The following is a 17,178-nucleotide window of genomic DNA, read 5'->3' as shown; positions in this document are numbered from 1 at the left end:
GCGGCTTGCTGCGTTGCAAGCTGTCAACAGTCTGACGAAACGCTATCATCGTCGTTCGACATTCATGCTTCCTCCGGCGGGCGCGCTCATGAAATCGATCCATCCGATCCATCGGGCAGTGACCCGCATCATGCTGCTGGCCGCGCTGGCGGCGGCCACGGCCAGCCCCGCGTTCGCGTTCAACGAGGAAGCGAACTACAACGAATGCATCCTCAATACCGTGTCGAACACCTGGAACCGCAACGTGGTCGAGATGATCCGCACCTCGTGCGATCGTCTCTACCGGCGCTGGGCCATGCTGACGCCCACCGACGTCTCGTTCCACCGCTGCCTGCTCGCGCATCTGCCGGGCGTGCAGAGCAACGCCGCGATCGGGCCGGTGGTGCAGGCGTGCCGCCGGCAGAGCACCGATTCGGATCATTTCGACTGAACCCGCTGCCGCCGGCCGGCCGCCTCATGGTTCGGCCGCCCGATCCCGCTCCCGCTTAGCGTTCGAAGTCGCTGCCGGCCGCGCGCAGCTGGCGCATCGCGCTGTCCAGATGCGCGCGCGCACTGGCCGGATCGCCGAGCCGCATCTGTTCGTAGGCACGCTGCGCGATGTGGCGCGGCACCGTCTTCAGCGGCTGGCCGCTCTGCATCGCCTTGAGCTGCACCTCGGCCGCGCGTTCGAGGTAGTAGAGATCGTCCCAGGCCTCGGCGATGTTCGGGCCCGCGATCATCACGCCATGGTTCTTCAGGAACAGCACGTCGGCGTCGCCGAGCGCGGCCGCGATCCGGTCGCCTTCGGCGGCGTCGAGCGCGAGGCCGTTGTATTGCTCGTCCACGGCGGTGCGGCCGTAGAACTTCAGCGCGGTCTGCCCGAGCCACAGCAGCGGCGGGCCTTCGAGCAGGCACAGCGCCGTCGCGTTCGGCATGTGGGTGTGGAAGGCCGCCTTCACGCGCGGCATCGCGCGGTGCAGCCGCGCGTGGATGTGGAACGCCGTGGCCTCGGGCCGGCCTTCGCCCTCGATCACGTTGCCGTCGTAATCGCAGACCAGCAGCCGCGACGCGGTGATCTCCGCGAACGCATAGCCATACGGATTCACGAGGAACAGGTCGTCATGGCCTGGCACCACCGCCGAGAAATGATTGCAGATGCCTTCCTCGAAGCCGTGTTGCGCGGCCAGCCGGAAACAGGCCGCGAGTTCGATGCGAGCGGCCCGCACCGCGTCCGAGTCGAGCCCGGCGCGGCGCCCGCTCGTGCCGGTGTCGATATTGAGTTGATGTGCCATCTGCTCGCCCTCCGCGAAACCGCAATCGTAAAGACATAAGCTTACCAACGCGCCGCCCCGGCTCGCGTGGCGCGCCTACCAGCCAAGCGACGCGAACCGCGCGGGTAAGCGATCGAGCGTGGGCAGCGTGGCGTCGGGCGTGTAGTCAGGCAGCGGCGCGCGGCCGGTGCCGCGGTCGATCCACACGCAGCGAAAGCCCACGTCGCGTGCCGCCGCGTGGTCCAGGTGCGGGCTCGCGCAGATATGCACGACCTGCTCGCGCGTCACGCCGAGCCGAGCGTGCGCGTATTCGAAGATGGTCCGGCTCGGCTTGTAGGCGCCGGCCTGCTGCGCGGTGATCACGCGGTCGATCGTGCCGCCCAGTTGCGCGACGTTGCCGGCGATCACGTCGTCGTCGGTGTTCGACACGATGCAGAGCGAATGGCCGGCGGCCTTGAGCGCGCGCAGCGCGCCGACCACCTCGGGAAACGGCGGCATGGCCGCGATGGCGTCGGTCAGGCCGCGCGCGTCGCCGTCGTCGGCGGGCAGGTTCCACTCGGCCAGCGCGAGTTTCAGCGCCTCGCCGGCCAGCGTGCGGAACGAGCGGTGCGGCGGCGTCTGCTCGAGCGCATGCTCGTGACGGTCGTAGGCGGCGATCAGCGCCGCCGGCTCGATGTGCGGCGCGCCCTTGCGCGCGACGATCCCGGCGACGGCGGCCCGCAGGCCCTCGTCCCACTGGATCAGTGTGCCGTAGCAGTCGAAGGTCAACCACTTCGGGCGAGGCGTGTTTTCGAGCGACATGGCGGCTCCGGGCAGGTGTCGGGATGGATCGGAGACGACAGGCTACGCGCGGCCCGCTCATCGGGGAAATTAAATTAGAATCGTCTTCTCAGTGGAAAATCGAATAACGAGAGTCGGCCATGCTCGACCTGGAACTGTTGAATTCGCTGTTGTGCGTGGTGGACGAGGGCAGCTTCACGCGCGCGGCCGAGCGCGTGCATCGCACCCAGTCGACGGTCAGCCAGCAGGTGCGGCGGCTGGAGGAAATGGTCGGCCACCCGTTGCTGCTGCGGGACCGCAGCGGCAATCAGGTGACCCCGACCGAGCACGGCGAGCTGCTCGCGCAGTACGCGCGCCGGCTGCTGGCGCTGTCGCACGAGGCGCAGGATGCGCTCGCGAGCGGCATGCGGCGCACCACGCTGCGGCTCGGCGTGCCCGAGGATTTCGACGCACGGCGGATGGCGGCGATCCTCGCCGGCTTTGCCGCCGAGCGGCCGGACGCGCGGCTCGAAACCGTGGCCGGCATGAGCACGGACCTGCGCCGCAAGCTTGCCGCCGACGAGATCGAGATCGCGCTCGTCAAGCGCGAGCCCGACAGCGGCGACTGCCTCGCGGCCTGGCCCGAGACGCTGGTGTGGGCGAGCGGCCGGCAAGCCGAGCTGCCGGCCCGCGACAGCGGTGAGCCGATCGCGCTCGCGCTGTTTCCGCAAGGCTGCCTGTACCGGCAGCGCGCGCTGCGCGGGCTCGATCACGCGCGGCGGCGCTGGCGCATCGCGTTCGGCAGCCACAGCCTGACGGGGATCCAGGCCGCCGTGGCGTCGGGACTGGGCGTGACGGTGCTGCCGAGCACGGCGCTGTTGCCCGAGCATCGCGTCTGCGAGGCACTGCCGGCGCTGCCGTCCACCGAGCTCGCGCTCGTCAGCGCGGGGCAGGCGCTCAACGAGGTGCAGGGCGCGCTGGTCGGGTTTCTCGCGCGGGCGCTGGCTGCTTGACGGTGGGTTGACGGGGCATCGATGGCGGCTTGCAGGCGGGGGCGGGGCACGCGAGCGCGCGCCGGCGGCTGGAGCGAACCGCTTCGTTCCGACGAGCCGGCACGGGTCGACGAGCATGGATGAGTCCCAATCGCCGCCACTGCATACGACGCGCCGCGAACCGGACAACGATAAGGCACTTGAGCGCCGGCGTCCGCGCGCCAGACGCGTTCAGGCGTTCGCCTGCCGCGCCGTGCCGTCGCCGAGCGCGAGCAGCTCCGCCGGCTCGCGAAACACCTGATGCGGTCGCTTCGCCAGCAGCGCATCGAGATCGGTATAGCCCCAGCCGACCGCGCCGTAGCGCAGGCCGACGCCGTCGGCCGCCTCGGCGTCGCGGATTTCGTCGCCGATGTAGATCGCGTGCGCGGCGTCGATGCCGGTGGTCTTCAGGATCGTGCGCAGCCGGTGTGACTTGCCGAACAGCGACGAGCTGCATTCGACGGCCGCGAAGCGTTCGACCAGCGCGTCGCCGAGCACGGCGCGCACGTTGTCCTGCGAGTTCGAGGTGGCCACGGCCACCGCGACCTGCCGGTCCATCAACGCATGCAGCGCCGCCTCGATGCCCGGGAACGGCCGCACCTCGTCGATCCGCTCGTTCATGATGCGGCGCGCGTCGGACAGCACGGCCGGCACCTTCCAGATCGGCAGCGCGAGTTCGCGCAGCACCTCGCTCGCGCTGAGGCCGCGCAGCTTGCGCTGGTCGTCGCCGGCGGTCTGGCGGAAGCCGTGGCGGGCCGCGAGGCCGTTCAGTGAATCGGCGAACACGGGGTAGGAATCGGCGAGGGTGCCGTCGAAATCGAACAGGGCGAGGCGCAGCGTCATCGGTGGCGGCGGCGCGGGGCGCGGCCGGGAAGGCAAGGGTGGTTAATCGATCGGAACGGGGCGGCTGCCGGCGAACGCCGACGGCCAACCACGTGGCCGGGGGCCGACGCACGCCCGATCACGGAGCCGCCATCTTCGCGGTGAGTCGGCCGGGCGTCAAGCGCGAGCCCGCGCCGGACGGGGCACGGCATACGCGGCGGCGCGCGCCGCGCGTGTTTTATCCGCGCGGTTCGCTCCGCCGTTCATACGGCGCTCCTCGCCCGTGCGGCGAACTCCGGCGTGAGCCGCTGCAGCGGGTCGCGCATCGCGGCGTCGAACGGGTTCATCTGCGGCCCGATGATCTCGGCCTGGCGCTGCAGCAGCTGCACGACGGTGGGCAGGCGCTCCTCGGTGAGCCGCGTCGAGAGCGTGCCCACGCTCAACGCGCCCACCGCGCAGCGATGCTGGTCGAAGATCGGCACGGCCACGCCGGCCATGTCCTCCAGCACGCCGCTGTTGCGCCCCGCGAAGCCGAGCGCGCGCACGCGTTCGATCTCGGTGCGCAGGTAGACCTCGTCGAGCACGCCGTAGCTGCGCAGCCTCGGCACGTTGAAGCGGATGATTTCCTCGCGCTCGGCTTCGGGCTGGAACGCGAGGATCGCGAGGCTGCCCTGGCCGATGCCGAGCGCGACGCGCCCGCCGATCGTGCCGGTGAACGAGCGGATCGGGAACGGCCCTTCGCAGATGTCGAGGCAGACGGCATCGAAACTGCTTTTCACCAGCAGGAAGATCGAGTCGCCGAGGCTCGCGCAGAGCCGCAGCAGCGCGGGGCGGCACAGCGTGCGCAGGCCGTTCGGGTTGCCGGCCTGCGCGGCCATCGCGAAGAACGCCACGCTGAGCCGGTAGCGCCGCGTGCGCTCGTCCTGCTCGACCACTTCCTCCGCGATCAGCCCCTGCAGGATGCGATGGACGGTGGCCTGCGTGAGGCCCACCGTCTTCGCGAGCGCGGTCACGCGGCTGCCCTCGGCCTGATGCTCGCCGAGCGCGCGGATCACGGCGAACGCGCGCTGCAGCACGCCGGGGCCGCGCGTGTCGTCGGCGCCGCCGTTGTCTTCTCGTGTGGTTTTCACGTTGGCCTCGAATGATTCCATCCAGCGGAATGCCGGTTGCGCTGCGTCCGGCGCGCCCCGACTGTACCGCGTTGCGCCGGCGCTTGCACGGCCGGTTGCTCAGGGTTCGCCCGAAGATCGCTGGACGAAACGATTCGGCAAGGTGTTGTCCCAAGGATTCTATCCAGCGGAATAAATCAGAAACTAATGTCGCCATCCGGAATTTCGCGTTGACGTCGAAAAATTTGAACGGATAGAGTCGGTTCACCGGAATGCAACCGCTTCAGAAGGTGCCGCGGCACCGAAAGGCCAGACCATGTCGTTCCTCACGTTGACGGATGTTTCGAAGTCGTTCGGTGACCTGCAGGCCGTCGCCGGCATCAACCTGTCGGTCGAGAAAGGCGAGTTCGTGTCGTTGCTCGGGCCGTCCGGTTGCGGCAAGACCACCACGCTGCAGATGATCGCGGGCTTCGTGGAAACGACGCGCGGCACCATCACGCTCGACGGTCGCGACATCACGCGCCTCGCGCCGAACCGGCGCGGCCTCGGCATCGTGTTCCAGAGCTACGCGCTGTTCCCGCACATGAGCGTCGAGCAGAACGTCGGCTTCGGCCTCGAAATGCGCGGCGTGAGCCGCGCCGAGCGCGAGCAGCGCACCCGCGAGGCGCTCTCGCTGGTGCGGCTCGACGCCTACGCGCAGCGCTTTCCGCGCGAGCTGTCGGGCGGCCAGCGGCAGCGCGTGGCGATCGCGCGCGCGATCGTGATCGCGCCGCCGGTGCTGCTGCTCGACGAGCCGATGTCGAATCTCGACGCGAAGCTGCGCGAGGAGATGCAGTTCGAGCTGCGCGCGATCCAGCGCAAGCTCGGCACCACCACGGTGATGGTCACGCACGACCAGGCGGAGGCGCTGTCGATCAGCGACCGCGTGGTGGTGATGGAGGCGGGCCGCATCACGCAGGTCGACACGCCATATCACGCCTACGAACATCCGGGCAATCGCTTCGTCTCGCAGTTCATCGGCAAGACCAACCTGCTCAACGGCAAGGTGGTGAAGCACGACGGCGAGCGGCTGCGCATCGACCTCGGCGACGCGCTGCCGGAGGCGGTCTGCGCGCCGGCCGGCACGCGCACGCTGCGCACCGGCGAGGCGGTCACGCTCTGCATCCGCCCCGAGAAGCTCACGCTCGGCGCGGCCGGCACGGGCCGCATCGCGGGGCGCGTGACGAGCCGCTTCTTCCTCGGCAGCCAGTGGCTGTACCGGCTCGACAGCCGCGCGGGCGAGATGCTGGCCTGCTGCCAGAACGAGGGCGACGAGCCGCTCGCGGAGGGCGCCGTGGTCGGCATCGACTGGCGCGGCGACGCGATGCGCGTGATCGGCCAGGAGGGCGCCCGTGGATGACGCGCTGAGTATGGCCGGCCGCGAGGCGGGCGCCGCGCGCGGCCGGGTGCGCCCGCGCTGGCGCGCGTGGCTGCCGTTGTGGCTGATGAGCACGCCGGCGTGCCTGCTGTTCGTCGCGCTGGTGCTGGTGCCGCTCGCGATGACGCTGCTGCTGTCGTTCTATCGCTTCGATCCGTCGAGCGGGCCGGTGGCCGCGTTCGATCCGGCCTACTACCTGGAAGTGCTGCGCGAGTCGTATTTCCACACGATCTTCCTGCGCACCTTCGGCATCGCCGCGCTCACCACGCTGCTGTGCGTGGCGATCGGCACGCCCGAGGCCTACATCCTGTCGCGCATGCGCGATCCGTGGCGCTCGGCCTGCCTGCTCGTGATCCTCGCGCCGCTGCTGGTGTCGGTGGTGGTGCGCGCGTTCGGCTGGAGCATGCTGCTCAACACCAACGGGCTCGTGAACCAGCTGTTCGCGCTGGTGGGGCGCGGGCCGTACAAGCTCGAATACACCACCTTCGCGATCGTGATCGCGCTGGTCCACGTGATGCTGCCGTTCATGGTGATCCCGGTGTGGACGGCGCTGCAGCGGCTCGACCCGCAGACCGAGCACGCGGCGCTGTCGCTGATGGCCTCGCCCGCCACCACGCTGCGCCGGATCGTGCTGCCGCAACTGATGCCGGGCATCTTGTCGGGCAGCCTGATGGTGTTCGGGCTGTCGGCCAGCGCGTTCGCGATTCCGGGCCTGCTCGGCGGGCGGCGCCTGAAGGTGGCCGCCACCGCCGTCTACGACCAGTTCCTCAGCTCGATGAACTGGCCGCTCGGCGCGGCCATCGCGATCCTGCTGCTCGCGGCGAACCTGATCGTGATGCTCACCTACTACCGCGTGCTCGAACGCCGCTACACGCGCAGCCTCGGCTGACGCGCGCCACCGTCCAGCCAAGCCCGATCCCGCCCAGCCAACGACGCCACCGCCATGCGCAAAAACGGTCCGCTCGCCCTCGCGTTCCATACGCTCGTGATCCTGTTCATGCTCGCGCCGCTCGTGATCGTGATCCTGGTCGCGTTCACGCCCGACGAGACGCTGACGCTGCCCACCCGCGGCCTGTCGCTGCGCTGGTTCCGCGCGATCCTCGACTATCCCGACTTCATCGGCGCGTTCGGCAACAGCGTCAGGCTCGCGTTCGCGTCGGCCACGCTGTCGCTCGCGCTGGCGCTGCCGGCGGGCCTCGCGATCGGCCGCGCGCGCTTTCCGGGGCGCGCGTTCCTGAACGCGCTGCTGCTCTCGCCGCTGGTGGTGCCGGGCCTCGTGCTCGGCATCGCGCTGCTGCGCCTGTTCGCGCTGATCGGCGTGACCGGCTCGTTCGGCTGGCTGGTGCTCGCGCATACGATCATCGTCACGCCGTTCGTGATCCGGCTGGTGCTGGCCGCGGTGGCCGGGCTCGACCGCAGCGCCGAGCACGCGGCCGCCTCGCTCGGCGCGAACGCGTGGACCACGTTCCGCCGCATCACGCTGCCGATGATCGTGCCGGGCATCACGGGCGGCTGGCTGCTCGCGTTCATCAACAGCTTCGACGAGCTGACCATGTCGATCTTCATCACCTCGCCGCAGACCGTCACGCTGCCGGTGCGCATGTACATGTACGCGACCGAGTCGATCGATCCGATGATGGCCTCGGTCTCGACGCTGGTGATCGCGATCACGGCCGCGGCGATGCTGATCCTCGACCGCGTGTACGGCCTGAACCGCGTCCTGATCGGGCAGCACTGATGCGCCGCGCCCGGGGTTGCCCCGTCGTGTCCCGTTCGATTCCTTCTTCGCGCCTCGCGCGTTTCCATCGATGAGCCAGCCCGCCAGTCCGCCCGCCAACCCGCCCGTTTTTCCGCCGCCGCCGGCCGGGCCGCAACTCGTGCGCGTGGCCGAGACCGACCGCGCGCGCGTGCCGTTCGTGCTCGACGGCGTGGCCGTCGAGGCGCTGGCCGGCGACACGCTGCTGACCGCGATCCTCACCCGGCAGCGCCATCTGCGCGACAGCGAGTTCGGCGACGGCCCGCGCGCGGGCTTCTGCCTGATCGGCGCGTGCCAGGACTGCTGGGTGCGCACCGAGGACGGCACGCGGCTGCGCGCCTGCTCGACGCCGCTGCGCGAGGGGATGCGGGTGGTGACGCGCGCCGTCTGGACGGCGGGGGGTGGTGATGCGATGGCGGCCGCGCCGGTGGGCGAGGTCGCCGCCTCGGCTCGACCGGCAAACCCGGGCAACGACGGAGGCGCGCGATGAGCATGACCCTCGACGAAAACCTCGACGACGGCCTGATGCCGGCCTGCGAGTCATGGGACGACGGCGCTCCCGAGCCGCGCGTGGTGATCGTCGGCGCGGGGCCGGCCGGGATTCGGGCGGCCGAGGCGCTCGTCGCGGCCGGTATCCGGCCCACCGTGATCGACGAGAACGCGCGCTGGGGCGGCCAGATCTACCGGCAGCCGCCGGCCGACGCCGGCTTCACGCGCGGCAAGGCCGCGCTCTACGGCTTCGAGGCGCGCAAGGCCGAGGCGGTCCACGCCTGCATGGCGCGGCTGCTGCCGCAGCTCGACTACCGGCCCGATACGCTGGTCTGGTCGTGCGAGCCGGGCTGGCTCGACACGCTGCGCGCGGGCCGCGAGGCGCGGCTGCCATGGACCCACCTGATCATCGCGAGCGGCGCGACCGACCGTGTCGTGCCGGTGCCGGGCTGGACCCAGCCCGGCGTCTACACGCTCGGCGGCGCGCAGGTGGCGCTGAAGGCGCAGGGCTGCGCGATCGGCCGGCGCACCGTGTTCGCGGGCACCGGGCCGCTGCTGTATCTGGTGGCTTACCAATACGCACGGGCCGGCGCGCAGGTCGCGGCGGTGCTCGACACCAGCCCGTTCGGGCGCCAGGCGGCGGCCGTGCCGAAGCTGTTGAGCCAGCCGTCCACGTTTGCCAAGGGCCTCTATTACCTCGGCTGGCTGCGCGCGCACGGCGTGCCGGTGGTGTCGGGCGTGACGCTCGACGCGATCGACGGCGAGCAGGCGGTGGAGCGCCTGTGCTGGCGCAGCGCCGACGGCATCGAGCGGCATACCGACTGCGACGCGGTGGGCCTCGGCTTCGGCCTGCGCCCCGAGACGCAGCTGGCCGACCTGGCCGGCTGCCGCTTCGAGTTCGATCCGTTGCGCCGCGGCTGGCTGCCGTGGAAGGACGCGGCCGGCCGCGGCTCGGTGCCCGGCGTCTATCTGGCCGGCGACGGCGCCGGCATCGCGGGTGCCGACGCGGCCGAGCTGGCGGGCCGGCGTGCCGCGCTCGCGCTGCTCGAGGATCTCGGCATCGCCGCGCCGCGCGAGGCGGCCGGCGGCGCCGGCGGTTCCCGTGGCTTCGGCCGCCTCGGCCCGGCCGCGATCGAGCGGCGGCTCGCGCGGATCGCGCGGTTCCGCGCCGGCATCGAGGCGGCGTTCGCGCCGCCGGCCGACGCCGCCGCGCGCTGGCCCGACGCGACCATCGTCTGCCGCTGCGAGGCGCTCACGGCGGGCCTGCTGCGCGAATGCGTGCGCGGCGGGATGGCCGGCGAGGTGAACCGCCTGAAGGCGCTCACGCGGGTCGGCATGGGGCGCTGCCAGGGCCGCATGTGCGGCGAGTCGGCGATGGCGCTGCTGGCCGCCGAGACCGGCCGGCCGCTCGATCAGGTGGGCCGGCCGCGCGGGCAGGCGCCGGTGAAGCCGATCCCGATCTCGCCGATGCTGTTCGAATACGCGGTGCAGGTGCGCGACGATGAGGCCCACGATGAGTGAGGCGCGGCATTACCACGTGGCGATCGTCGGCGGCGGACTGGTCGGCGCCTCGACCGCGCGCTCGCTCGCGGCCCAGGGCGTGCCGGTGGCGTTGTTCGAGCGGCGCTTCTGCGGCGCGCAGGCAAGCGGCGTGAACTACGGCGGGGTGCGCACCCAGGGGCGCCCCGAGGAACAGCTGCCGCTCGCGACGCGCGCGCGGCGGATCTGGAACCAACTGCCGGAGCTGATCGGCAGCGACGGCGAACTGGTCGTGTCGGGCCACCTGCGGCTCGCGCGGCGCGAGGCCGATCTCGACGCGCTGCATGCCTGGGCCGCGATGGCGAGCGGCTATGGCGTGCGTTCGCAGGTGATGTCGGGCGAGGCGTTCCGGCGCCGCTATCCGTGGCTCGGCGCGCAGGCGATCGGCGGCGCGCTCTGCGCAGACGACGGCCAGGCCAACCCGCGGCTCGTGTCGCCGGCCTTCGCCGCCGCCGCGCGGCGGGCCGGCGCCGATCTCTACGAGCAGACCGAGCTGTCCGACGTCGAGTTCGACGGCACGCGCTTCGTGCTGCAGGCGGGTGGCCGGCGCGTCACGGCCGACTGGCTGGTGAACGCCGCCGGCGCCTGGGGCAACACCGTGGCCGGCCGCTTCGGCGAGGCCGTGCCGCTGCGGCCGATCTATCCGAACATGTGGGTGACCGAGCCGCTGCCGCCGTTCATCGAGCACAACCTCGGGGTGGTGGGCGGGGGCGTCTACGCGCGGCAGGTGGCGCGCGGCAACTGCGTGATCGGCGGCGGGCGCGGCCACGGCGACGGCGAATACGCGCGGCCGTCGGCCGACGCCACGCGCGCCGTGATGCGCGAGGCCTGCGCGCTGCTGCCGGGCCTGCGCGACGCGCTGCTGATCCGCACCTGGAGCGGCGTGGAGGGCGAGACGCCCGACAGCAATCCGGTGATCGGGCCGAGCGGCACGACCCCGCGCCTGCTGCACGCGTTCGGTTTCTCGGGCGGCGGCTTCCTGCTCGCGCCGGGCGTGGGCGACCTGCTCGCCGAGCTGATCGTGCGCGGCGAGACGGAGACGCCGATCGCGGCGTTCTCGATCGCGCGCTTCACGGCCGGCGCCGAGCCCGCCTCCGAGCCGGCGCCCGAACCCGCCTCCGGCGCGACGGCGGCCGACCTCACGCCCCGATAGCATCCGGCATCGTTATCGTCATTCCCGTCAAGACCCACCCGCCCCAAGGAAGATCCACGATGAAACTGTCACGCACTCTCGCATCGCTCGCGGCGCTGTTCGCGCTCGGCATCACGCTGCCGGCCTGGTCGCAGACGAAAACGATCTACATCGGCATGAACGGCGGCCCGATGGAGAAGGCCTACACGAGCGGCGTGCTGCCCGACTTCGAGAAGGCCAACAACGTCCGCGTGGTGGTGGTGCCGGGCACCTCGTCGGACGTGCTCGCCAAGCTGCTGGCCAACCGCGCCAACCCGCAGATGCACGTGGTGTTCCTCGACGACGGCGTGATGGCGCGCGCGGTCAGCATGGGCGTGTGCGAGAAGCTCGACGACGCGCCGGTGCTCAAGGAGCTGTATCCGTTCGCGCGCATGAAGGGCGACATCGGCGCGGGCGTGCAGCTCGGCATGACCGGCATCGGCTACAACACCAGGCTGTTCGCCGCGAAGGGCTGGGCGCCGCCGACCTCGTGGATGGATTTCGCCGATCCGAAATACAAGGGCAAGGTGGTGTTCCAGTCGGCGTCGAGCAGCACGTTCGGGCTGCACGGCTTCCTCGCCATCAACCGGCTGCTCGGCGGCAACGAGAACAACGTCGAGCCCGGCTTCACGAAATGGGCCAGCACGGTGGGGCCGAACGTGGCCGAGTACATCCCGAACTCGGCCAAGCTCTCCGAGATGATCCAGACCGGCGAGGCGGCCATCTTCCCGCTCACGCCCACCGGCGTCGGCGACCTGAAGGACAAGGGGCTGCCGGTGGCCTACGCGGCGCCGAAGGAGGGCGCGGTGCTGCTGCTGGTGGACCTCTGCGTCGTGAAGAACAACCCCGATCCGCAACTCGCGCAGAAGCTCGCGCAGTTCCTGCTGTCGGCGCCGGCGCAGACCAAGGCCGCGGTGGCCGGCAAGCAGATTCCGACCAACCGCCAGGCGAGCATGCCGCCCGACATGCAGAAGAGCCTCGGCGACCTCGACCAGCTCGTGAAGAAGGTGACGGTGGTGGACTGGGATGCGATCAACGCGCATCGCGCGCAGTGGGACGCGCGCTGGAACCGGCAGATCGAGCAGTGAGCCGGAGCTGAGCACCGGCAAGCGGGCGGCGAGGGGCGCCGTGACCGCTGCGCGGGCGCCGCCGATCGCAGTCAGCCATCGGCGGGCCCGGCGATCTCAGGCGTAGGGCGCCGGCACGACCAGGAATTTCTCCCCCGTGGCGCGCTTCGCGAAGCGGCGGATCGTGTCGGGATCGATCAACTGTTCGAGCGCGATCCGCTCGTTGTAGCGGCTCGCGAAGGTGGTGCCGAGCTCGCCCGCGATGCGCTCGCGCATGCGTGCCGCCACGGCCGGGCCGAACTGCTGCAGCCGCCACGTCACGAGCCAGCCGCCGACGCCCCAGGCCATCCCGAAACGCCGGTCGAGCACGGTCGGGCGCGGGTCCAGCGTGCCGTACAGGTAGACCTGCCGGTGCGTGGGCGAACCATACCGGTCGTAGCGCGTCATGCGGCGCGTGGCAACCTCGCTCATCGCGACCAGCAGCCGTTGCGCCATGTCCCCGCCGCCGATTGCGTCGAACGCGAGCGTGGCGCTGGTGGCGTCGACCGCCGCCACCAGCGCCGCGTCGAAATCGGGCGCCGAGCTGTCCAGCACCCATTGCGCCCCGAGCCCGCGCAGCAACTCCGCCTGCGCGGCGCTGCGGACCACGTTGACGAGCGGCACGCCGTCGGCCGCGCACAGCTTCACCAGCATCTGCCCCAGGTTCGAGGCCGCCGCCGTGTGGACGATCGCCGTGTGGCCCTCGGTGCGCATCGTTTCGAGCATCGACAGCGCCGTCAGCGGATTGATGAACGCCGACGCGCCGGCCTCGGCCGCGGTGCCGTCGGGCAGCACCACCACCTCGGCCGCGGCGGCCAGCCGGTATTGCGCGTAGGTGCCGTGCAGGCTGCGCAGCCCGACGCGGCGCCCGAGCAGGTGGCGCGCCTGCTCGCCGGCGGCGATCACGGTGCCGGCGCCTTCGTTGCCGATCGCGAGCGGCAGGTCCAGGCGCGCGGCTACCGAGGGCAGCTGGTCCGCGGGGACGGTGGCCGTCGTGACTGGCGCGGCGCTGCCGGCGCTGGCTTCGCGGGTCAGCGTCGCGATGTCGGCCGGCCCGAGCAGGGTCAGGATGTCGGACGGATTGACGGGGGCGGCCTCGATTTGCACGACGATCTCGGCAGCGGACGGGGTCGGGACGGGAACGCGTTCGAACCAGAGCCGCAGTTCGCCCTGCGCGGTGATCAGCGAACGCAGTTCCAGGCCATTAGCGGGGATGCGGGAGGTATCGGTGGGCATGTCGATGAGCGGCTCCGTGGAGATGGGCGGGCGGATGCGGCGGGCGGCGGCGCCCGATGCGCGGGAATGGAGAGACTCGCGGGAACCGGGCGCGCGGCCCGATCGGCGTATCCGGCAGTGTCGGCCCGCCGCGCGCAAACGACAACCGACAAAATGGCCCGCCCCGGTCGCCTGGCGTGGCAATCGGGTCGGAAATCCGGGCGCGGCGCGACAAGGTCGGTGCCGGCGGCGGAGCCTGCCGCGTGCCGTGCCGGAAACTTCGCAAGGCGGCTTGCGGCTTCGGACTCTGGCCGCAGCAGGTCACGTCGGCTGTTATATCTGGCTGATTCGTAGCGGGCATGGCGCGCATCGCAGATGCGCCATCGCAAATGCGCCAGCACCGCCGCCGCCATCGGGCCTACCGCGGAACCTTGCCGAATCCGGAATGAAACCGACACGCATATCGAGTACCGACCTCAGCCGTCCGCTGTCGCCCACCGACCGGCAGCCGGCCGAGGCGAAAGCGCCGCCGATGCCCTCGCGCCAGGGCCGGCCCGATTCGATGCTGTCCGGGCTCAAGAGCATGGAGCGCGGCGGCGAGCCGGGCGTCCGGCATAGCGCGCTCACGCCGCAGCAGGCCCGCTTCGCGAGTGCCGCGCAGGCGGGCCGGCGCGTCAGCCAGCAGGGATTGCAGGAAGCCAACGACGAGGCGCTCGCGGCCGGCATCGCGGCGAGCCTGGCGTCGATGCCGGACGGCGCGGGCCAGCCGGCCGAACCGCAAGTCAGCCTGCAGTCGCGCGTGGACAGCGCGCTCGACTCGGGCGTGAAGGTCAGCCAGCAGGCGCTCGAGAGCGCCTACGACCCGGCGCTGCAGGCGGCGATCGCCGAAAGCCTCCGGCCCGCGTCCGGTGGCACGAGCGAGCAGGCCGCGTTCCGGGCGCGCGTGGACAGCGCGCTCGACGCCGGCGTGAAGGTCAGCCCGCAGGCACTCCAACGGGCCTATGGTTCGGCGGCTTCGTCGGTCTCGCGACCGTCCACGCCGCCGTCGCCGTCGGCGATGTCCGCGCGCCAGCGTCCGAGCCTGCCGCCGCTGAAGATTCCGCCGCGGCGCCTGTCGTCGGGCAGCGCGTCCATCGCCTCGTCTTCCACGGCCTCGTCTTCGAGCCTGTCCTCGCCGTGGTCGTCGACGTCGTCCGCCACGTCGATGAGCGCGTTCTCGGAGCCGCCGTCGCCGCTTTCGCCGGGCAACGAGGAGACGCTGTCGCTGGATGATTTCGCGCCGATGGGCATGCCGCCGTTCATTGCGTCCGAAGCGTCGGGCAAGGAAGAGACGGTTTCGCTGGACGACTTCGCACCGATGGGCATGCCGCCGTTCATCGGCGAATCGGCCGGCAAGCAAAGTGGACATGCGACGTCGGGCAAGGAAGAGACGGTTTCGCTGGACGATTTCGCGCCGATGGGCATGCCGCCGTTCATCGGCGAATCGGCCGGCAAGCAAACGGGACACACGACGCCGGCCAAGGAAGAGACAGTCTCACTGGACGATTTCGCGCCGATGGGCATGCCGCCGTTCATCGGCGAATCGACCGGAAAGCAAAGCGGACACGCGACGTCGGGCAAGGAAGAGACGGTCTCGCTGGACGACTTCGCGCCGATGGGCATGCCGCCGTTCATCGATGAATCGGCCATCAAGCAACACGAACACGCCACGACGCCCGAAACGCCGGCCAAGGAAGAGACGGTCTCGCTGGACGATTTCGCACCGATGGGCATGCCGCCGTTCATGAGCAACCCGTTCGGCAAGGAGGGGCGCCTTTCCATGCATGACGGCTCGCCCGAGTCGAACATGCAGGCCGAGCTCGAGAAGATGCGGGAGATGATCGAGCAGGCGGCTGAGGAGCTGAAGAAGGAGTAAGCGGCGGCGCACGTCTTCACGGCCGGCACCACGACGGAACGGCGAGGCTCGCGGACGAGGCGGCCGGCCGCCCACCTCGAAACTCGCGGGCCACAGTGCCGCTCAGGCGGCCCGCAAGCCGCCCGGGCGTCCGCCCGCGATAACGCTTACAGCGCTTCCAGCGCCAGCGCGATCCCTTGCCCGCCGCCGATGCAGAGCGTCACGATCCCGCGTGCGATGCCGTCGCGGCGCATCGCGTGCAGCAGACGCGTGACGAGGATCGCGCCGGTCGCGCCGATCGGGTGGCCGTGCGCGATCGCGCCGCCTTCGACGTTCACGATGTCGAGCGACAGGCCCAGCTCGCGCGCCACGGCGATCGGCACGGCCGCGAACGCCTCGTTGATCTCGACGCGCCCGACGTCGCCGAGCGACCAGCCCGCCAGCGCCAGCGCCTTGCGCACGGCCGGCACCGGGCCGATGCCGAACATGCCCGGCTCCACGGCGGCCACGCCGAACCCGGCCAGCCGGCCGAGCGGCGCGAGCCCGCGCGCCTCGGCGAAGCCGCGCTCGGCCACGATCATCGCCGCCGCGCCGCTGTTCAGGCCCGGCGCATTGCCGGCCGTGATCGTGCCTTCGGGGCGGAACGCCGGCTTCAGCTTCGCGAGCACGGACTCGGTGGTTTCCGGGCGCGGCGCCTCGTCGGTCTCGAAGCGCTGCACGCCCTTGCGTCCCGCGATCTCCACGGCGACGATCTCGTCCTTGAAACGGCCGGCTTCCTGCGCCGCCGCGAAGCGCTGCTGCGAGCGCGCGGCGAACTTGTCCTGCTCGGCGCGCGTGAGGCCCATGCGCGCCACCAGATCCTCGGTATGCCAGCCCGAATGCTCGCCCGAGAACGCGTCGAGCAGGCCGTCGCCGAGCATGCTGTCGACGATCTTCGCGTCGCCCATCCGGTAGCCCCAGCGGCCGCCGTCGAGCAGGTAGGGCGCGCGGTCCATGTTCTCCATGCCGCCGGCGATCGCCACGTCGTGCAGGCCATAGGCGATTTCCATCGCCGCGTTGACGATGGCCTGGGCGCCCGAGCCGCAGACGCGGTTGACCGTCAGCGCCGGGACTTCCACCGGCAGACCGCCGCCGATCGAGGCCTGGCGCGCCGGGTTCATGCGGTTGCCGGCCTGCACCACGTTGCCCATGATCACCGCGCCGATCTCGGCGGCGTCGAGCCCGCCGCGCCGCAGCGTTTCGCGGATCGCCACGCTGCCGAGTTCGGTGGCGGGGACGCTCTTCAGCGTGCCGTTGTAGGTGCCGATGGCCGTTCGCACGGGATGGGCAAGAACGATGTCGCGAGTCGTCATGATGAAACCTCCGGAGTCGGATGCGATGAGGGCAGGGGGCGCGAGGCGGCGCCGGGCGGGCGGTGGTCCGCTCGCGACACGGCGCCGGTCGCGGCGCGGGAAACGGGATGAGGCGATGGGGCCGGGCCATGAGCCGTGGCCGCCATGGCGCGGCGGCTGCCGCCACGCCGGCGGGACAGGCCGGGCCGGGGGACGCCCGGGGTCGGGCGGCCACGTCGAACCGCCGCGTTGCCGGGCCGTCGAGCGTTCATGTCGTGCGCTCCATGTT

16 protein-coding genes are annotated in these 17,178 nt (G+C 71.3%); 10 read left to right on the top strand and 6 right to left on the bottom strand.

All coding sequences use genetic code 11. The features are described 5' to 3' along the window. Positions 1-88 precede the first annotated feature (88 nt). Entirely contained in the window at positions 89-430 is a 342-nt protein-coding gene (locus BpN12_RS07485) for a VF_A0006 family four-cysteine protein (RefSeq protein ID WP_246791817.1), read from the top strand. Between the two features lie 55 nt (positions 431-485). Here the strand turns inward: BpN12_RS07485 and BpN12_RS07480 are convergent, their stop codons facing one another. Together BpN12_RS07480 and BpN12_RS07475 are read right to left on the bottom strand one after the other, a co-directional pair. Next, entirely contained in the window at positions 486-1,271 is a 786-nt protein-coding gene (locus BpN12_RS07480) for an aldolase (RefSeq protein ID WP_246791816.1), read from the bottom strand. Between the two features lie 75 nt (positions 1,272-1,346). Continuing rightward, a complete protein-coding gene (locus BpN12_RS07475) occupies positions 1,347-2,051 on the bottom strand; it encodes a haloacid dehalogenase type II (protein ID WP_246791815.1) in 705 nt (234 codons plus the stop codon). Positions 2,052-2,170: 119 nt separating this feature from the next. On the opposite strand from BpN12_RS07475, the gene BpN12_RS07470 reads away from it, so the two are divergent. Then, entirely contained in the window at positions 2,171-3,022 is an 852-nt protein-coding gene (locus BpN12_RS07470; RefSeq protein WP_246791814.1) for a LysR substrate-binding domain-containing protein, read from the top strand. A gap of 210 nt (positions 3,023-3,232) precedes the next feature. Here BpN12_RS07470 and BpN12_RS07465 read toward each other — a convergent pair whose 3' ends face one another. Beyond that, a complete protein-coding gene (locus BpN12_RS07465; protein WP_246791813.1) occupies positions 3,233-3,883 on the bottom strand; it encodes an HAD hydrolase-like protein in 651 nt (216 codons plus the stop codon). Between the two features lie 242 nt (positions 3,884-4,125). Beyond that, on the bottom strand, positions 4,126-5,013 hold the full coding sequence (locus BpN12_RS07460) for an IclR family transcriptional regulator (protein WP_425306250.1): 888 nt from the start codon (positions 5,011-5,013) through the stop codon (positions 4,126-4,128). Positions 5,014-5,287: 274 nt separating this feature from the next. On the opposite strand from BpN12_RS07460, the gene BpN12_RS07455 reads away from it, so the two are divergent. The 7 genes from BpN12_RS07455 (at position 5,288) to BpN12_RS07425 (ending at position 12,431) form a co-directional block, all read left to right on the top strand. Continuing rightward, the gene (locus BpN12_RS07455; RefSeq protein WP_246791811.1) at positions 5,288-6,370 is read left to right on the top strand and encodes an ABC transporter ATP-binding protein; all 1,083 of its coding nucleotides are present in this window, start codon (positions 5,288-5,290) and stop codon (positions 6,368-6,370) included. 10 nt (positions 6,371-6,380) lie between these two features. Then, positions 6,381-7,277 carry an ABC transporter permease gene (locus tag BpN12_RS07450; protein WP_246794653.1) on the top strand — a complete coding sequence of 299 codons (897 nt, stop codon included), beginning with the start codon at positions 6,381-6,383 and terminating at the stop codon, positions 7,275-7,277. Between the two features lie 54 nt (positions 7,278-7,331). Beyond that, on the top strand, positions 7,332-8,126 hold the full coding sequence (locus BpN12_RS07445; protein WP_246791810.1) for an ABC transporter permease: 795 nt from the start codon (positions 7,332-7,334) through the stop codon (positions 8,124-8,126). 70 nt (positions 8,127-8,196) lie between these two features. Beyond that, positions 8,197-8,634, top strand: coding sequence for a (2Fe-2S)-binding protein (locus BpN12_RS07440; RefSeq protein ID WP_246791809.1), 438 nt, complete (start codon positions 8,197-8,199; stop codon positions 8,632-8,634). Positions 8,635-8,669: 35 nt separating this feature from the next. Then, the gene (locus BpN12_RS07435) at positions 8,670-10,154 is read left to right on the top strand and encodes an FAD/NAD(P)-dependent oxidoreductase (protein ID WP_246794652.1); all 1,485 of its coding nucleotides are present in this window, start codon (positions 8,670-8,672) and stop codon (positions 10,152-10,154) included. Further along, on the top strand, positions 10,147-11,325 hold the full coding sequence (locus tag BpN12_RS07430; RefSeq protein ID WP_246791808.1) for an NAD(P)/FAD-dependent oxidoreductase: 1,179 nt from the start codon (positions 10,147-10,149) through the stop codon (positions 11,323-11,325). Before BpN12_RS07435 ends, BpN12_RS07430 begins: the two co-directional genes overlap by 8 nt. Before the next feature lie 59 nt (positions 11,326-11,384). Further along, entirely contained in the window at positions 11,385-12,431 is a 1,047-nt protein-coding gene (locus BpN12_RS07425; RefSeq protein WP_246791807.1) for an ABC transporter substrate-binding protein, read from the top strand. Positions 12,432-12,527: 96 nt separating this feature from the next. Here BpN12_RS07425 and BpN12_RS07420 read toward each other — a convergent pair whose 3' ends face one another. Continuing rightward, entirely contained in the window at positions 12,528-13,685 is a 1,158-nt protein-coding gene (locus BpN12_RS07420) for a zinc-binding dehydrogenase (protein WP_246791806.1), read from the bottom strand. A 247-nt stretch (positions 13,686-13,932) separates the two neighbouring features. Between BpN12_RS07420 and BpN12_RS07415 the strand changes: the two genes are divergently transcribed. Beyond that, positions 13,933-15,579: a hypothetical protein gene (locus BpN12_RS07415; RefSeq protein ID WP_246791805.1), complete on the top strand. Its 1,647-nt coding sequence runs from the start codon at positions 13,933-13,935 to the stop codon at positions 15,577-15,579. A 146-nt stretch (positions 15,580-15,725) separates the two neighbouring features. Here BpN12_RS07415 and BpN12_RS07410 read toward each other — a convergent pair whose 3' ends face one another. Then, positions 15,726-16,910, bottom strand: a complete 1,185-nt coding sequence (locus tag BpN12_RS07410) for a thiolase family protein (RefSeq protein WP_246791804.1) — start codon at positions 16,908-16,910, stop codon at positions 15,726-15,728. Positions 16,911-17,178 lie beyond the last annotated feature (268 nt).

The sequence above is a fragment of the Burkholderia perseverans genome, assembly GCF_022870505.1.
GTDB classification, from domain to species: Bacteria; Pseudomonadota; Gammaproteobacteria; order Burkholderiales; family Burkholderiaceae; genus Burkholderia; species Burkholderia plantarii.
This window is presented reverse-complemented; position numbering and strand designations above follow the sequence as displayed.